General features: G+C 72.6%; 6 protein-coding genes. 4 read left to right on the plus strand and 2 right to left on the minus strand.

The genetic code is table 11. The annotated features are described in order from the left end of the window. Positions 1-79 precede the first annotated feature (79 nt). The gene (locus D1643_RS10235; protein WP_160710521.1) at positions 80-403 is read right to left on the minus strand and encodes a hypothetical protein; all 324 of its coding nucleotides are present in this window, start codon (positions 401-403) and stop codon (positions 80-82) included. Between the two features lie 477 nt (positions 404-880). After that, complete coding sequence (locus D1643_RS10240; protein WP_160710522.1) at positions 881-1,099, minus strand: hypothetical protein; 219 nt, start codon at positions 1,097-1,099, stop codon at positions 881-883. A gap of 280 nt (positions 1,100-1,379) precedes the next feature. Here D1643_RS10240 and D1643_RS10245 point away from each other — a divergent pair, with 280 nt between their 5' ends. The 4 genes from D1643_RS10245 to D1643_RS10260 all read left to right on the plus strand — a co-directional run. After that, positions 1,380-1,640, plus strand: a complete 261-nt coding sequence (locus tag D1643_RS10245; protein WP_160710523.1) for a hypothetical protein — start codon at positions 1,380-1,382, stop codon at positions 1,638-1,640. A 195-nt stretch (positions 1,641-1,835) separates the two neighbouring features. After that, positions 1,836-2,687, plus strand: coding sequence for a hydroxyethylthiazole kinase (thiM, locus tag D1643_RS10250; RefSeq protein WP_160710524.1), 852 nt, complete (start codon positions 1,836-1,838; stop codon positions 2,685-2,687). After that, entirely contained in the window at positions 2,688-2,984 is a 297-nt protein-coding gene (locus D1643_RS10255; protein ID WP_160710525.1) for an MTH1187 family thiamine-binding protein, read from the plus strand. A 326-nt stretch (positions 2,985-3,310) separates the two neighbouring features. Continuing rightward, the coding region (locus tag D1643_RS10260; RefSeq protein WP_201751088.1) for a hypothetical protein at positions 3,311-3,545 on the plus strand (235 nt) is incomplete at its 3' end.

Here is a 3,545-nt window from a genome sequence, read left to right on the forward strand (position 1 = left end):
CAGGCGCGTTCGCCCGTCGCGCCAGGTCGCCCGCCCCAGGCCGCCCCCCCCGGGCCGCGCGCCGAGCGTGCCGCCCGCCCTACGCGAACCCGAGCAGCGCGCAGAGCGCAGGCAGCAGCGTGGCCGTGAGCGCCACGAGCGCCACCGTGGGCACCCACCCGATGCGCGCCATGTCGCCCATGCGGTAGTACCCGGTGGAGTACGTGAGGATGGGCACGCAGTCGAGCGGCAGCACGTAGGCGAGCGACGCCTGCCACGCCACCACCATGAGCATGCAGTACATGCTGATGCCGAAGTCGCCCGCCAGCACGCCGAAGGGATAGGCCAGGATACCGGCCACCGCCGGGCCCACCGGCACCACGTTGTGCACCACGGCGCCCACGGCCGAGAGCACCAGCAGCACGAGGAAGGGCGTCTTCCACGTATCGGGCCGCACGCGGGGCGGAACGCGGGGGCGACGCTGGACGCGGCGGCCGGCGAACGCGAGGCGCGAGGGAGCGAACGAGGCGCGGCGCTGGGGCGACGCGGGGCCTTGGCCAGGCGCAGGCGCAGCGCGGAGGAGCAAACGCGCGGGGTGCCCGCCCCGCACGGCGCAGCGCTGCACGTGCGCGAGCGAGGCCCGCGCCCCATGCGGGGTGCGGGTGCGGGACAGGGGACGGATCGGACGCCCCTTGCGGCGCCGGACTCGTGCGGGGCGTACGGCTCGCGCGATCGTCAGGCCGCATGGGGCGTCCGACTCGCGCGATCGTTAGGTCGTGCGGGGCGGCCGAGTGTTTCACGTGAAACACCTGACCCTCTCGCTCATAATTAGAGCTTGAGCAAACAAGAGGGCTCACCAATCGAACGCGGCGAGCCCTCTTGCCCATTCGCGGGTCGGAGCCTACGCCCCCGGAGCCTTCGGGGCGCCGGGGGCCTTGGGAGCGCCGGGCGCTCCAGGGGCCTTTGGGGCGCCGGGCGCGCCGGGAGCCTTGGGCGCCGCGCTCGGGCCGGACGACGCGAAGCCGCACTCCTCGCACGCCGCAGCGCCGAGGGGATTCTCGTGGCCGCACATGGGGCAGGCGATCTTGTCGCTGCTCACGGCCGCTGGTCTAAAGCACATGAGTTGCCTCCTATCAGGTCGCAGTACCTGCCTCGCAGTCTAGGGGCCCGCGCCGCCTCGCAACAGCAGCGGGACGTTGAAGCGCCCGCAACGAAAACTTGCTACGCGAAGAAACGCCTGGTGGCCACGGGCGTAAGCGTCCGCCAAAGCCTCCTGCGGTAGGCATATCCCCCTTTCGTTGCGGCAGCACCCGCTTTCGTTGCCCTCGCGCCGCCCCCTCCCCGCCTCCTCGGCCGCTACCATACCGCCCAAGGAACAACCCCTAGCAAAGGAGGACGACATGCTCGGACCGCTCGGCGGAGACCGCCTCTGGAACCCCAAGGAGCTCGACAAGTGCAAGGCCGCGGCCCAGGAGCTGGCCGACGCCCAGGACAAGGGCGCCGACGAGGGCGGCATCATCTACGGGTACATGTACACCATGAACAACAGCAACTACGGCTACAAGGGCGATGACCTGGAGTTCAAGACCGCTGCCGAGATTGCCGCCTTCGACGCCAACGGCCAGGTGAAGGAAACCTACGTGGCCTACAAGCAGGCCTAGCACGCCTACCCCCCCCCGAAAGCACGCTAGAGGGCGTCGCCGGGAATCCCCGCACGCGTCCGCCGCCAGGCGGCCGGCGGCGCCTGGCGCCCCCTCCCCTGCGAAACGGCAACCTCAGGCCGTCGTCCGCTTGCGGACGGCGGCCTTGCTCTATCATGGACGGATCAGGCCTCTCCCCCTAGGAAAGGAACGCCCATGACCGCCCCCTCCTCCCTCGAGGACCTGCGCGCCGACATCGCGCGCGCCGTAGACGCCGTGCGCGCCTCCACCCCGCTCGTCCCCTCCATCACCAACGCCATCACCATGGACTTCGTGGCCAACGCCCAGCTTGCCGCAGGCGGGTCGGCGGCCATGGTCTACCTGGCCGAGGAGGCCGCCGCCCTCGCCGCGGCCGGGGGCGCGTTCTACGTGAACCTGGGCGCGCTTCTGCCCATCCACCGCGACGCCATCCCCGCCGCTGCGCGCGCCTGCCGCGACCTGGGACGTGCCTGGGTGCTCGACCCCGTGGGCATGGGCATCGGCAGCCTGCGCGCCGAAGTGCTCGCCGAGCTGCGGGAATGCCAGCCCACCGTCGTGCGCGGCAACGCCTCGGAGATCATCGCGCTCGCCTCCGCGTGGGGCGCGACCTCGACGCCGGATGGCGCGTGCGGCGTGCGCGGCGTGGACAGCACCGACCCCGTGTCCGCCGCCGAGGGCGCTGCGCGCGCCCTTGCGCGCCAGACAGGCGGCGCCGTGGCCGTATCCGGCGCAGAAGACCTGATCACAGACGGGCGACGTGTCGTGCGCGTGGCCGGCGGCAGCCCGCTCATGAGCCGCGTGACCGGCTTTGGCTGCTCGCTCGGCGGCGTGACGGCCGTCTACGCCGCCGTAGCCGAGCCTCTCGTGGCCGCCGCGACCGCCGCCGCGCACTACGCCGCCGCCGGCACCGTCGCCGCGGCGCAGGCGGCCGGCCCTGCCAGCTTCAAGGTCGCCTTCATCGACGCCCTGTTCAACCTGTCTGCGGCCGAGGTGGCCGCCAACCCCCTGACCCTCGAGGAGGTCGAGTAGATGAACACCCTGATCGCCGTGGCCATCGCCCCCTTCGGCGTGGGCGACGAGCTGGCCGAGCACGTCGCCGAGGTCGTCCGCGTCATTCGCACCTCGGGCCTGCCCTGCCGCACGAATTCCATGTTCACCGAGATCGAAGGCGAATGGGACGAGGTGATGGACGTCGTCAAGCGCGCCACCTTCGTCCTGGCCGAGCAGGGCATCCGCACCGAGGTCATCCTCAAGGCGGACATCCGCCCCGGCCACACCGGCACCATGGAGTCGAAGGTGCGGAAGGTGGACGAGCTCCTCGGCTAACGAGCCCCCAGGCGCCATCCCCGCAATCGGGGCGCAGCCGAATGCGCCCCGAGGGCCGACCGCGCGGCATCCGATTGCACGCCAGCCCGCACGCCACCCCCTCCCAGCCGCGCGGCACGCCGTTTTCACCCGGCCGCCAACCGCTCGCCGCGCGCCTCCCAACAGGCGGGAAACAACCCGAGCGCGGCGAGCCAACGCTTGCGCCGCCTGCCCCTCGCCCGCGCACGCCGCCCCTATGCTGGGGAAAACGCGGCAACCTGCGCCCGTCGGCGACCTTATGACCCTCCGCCGCCCCGGACGCAGCATCACGAGAGGGGCGATGGCTCATGGGGATCATCGGAAAGCAGCGAACGGGCGCGCCGGCGAAGCGTCCCCGCGATGCGCGCTCTGCCGAGCGGCGGCAGATGGGCGTCGTGCTGGCAGGCGGCCTGGCTGCCCTCGCCCTCACGCTGCTGATGGCGCCCGCCGCCCCGTCCTTCGCGGAGGACGCCGCGGCGCCGTCCGCTCCCGCGAGCGCCACCCCGGATGCCGGCCCCGCCGCCGACCAGCGCGCCACGGCCC

The sequence above is a fragment of the Enterorhabdus sp. P55 genome, from assembly GCF_009911695.1.
GTDB lineage: Bacteria > Actinomycetota > Coriobacteriia > Coriobacteriales > Eggerthellaceae > Enterorhabdus.

Coding starts and splice junctions, on each gene's coding strand:
- thiM (WP_160710524.1), top strand. CDS start 1,836: ATGACCGCCCCCTCCTCCCTCGAGGACCTGCGCGCCGACATCGCGCGC.
- D1643_RS10245 (WP_160710523.1), top strand. CDS start 1,380: ATGCTCGGACCGCTCGGCGGAGACCGCCTCTGGAACCCCAAGGAGCTC.
- D1643_RS10255 (WP_160710525.1), top strand. CDS start 2,688: ATGAACACCCTGATCGCCGTGGCCATCGCCCCCTTCGGCGTGGGCGAC.
- D1643_RS10240 (WP_160710522.1), bottom strand. CDS start 1,099: ATGTGCTTTAGACCAGCGGCCGTGAGCAGCGACAAGATCGCCTGCCCC.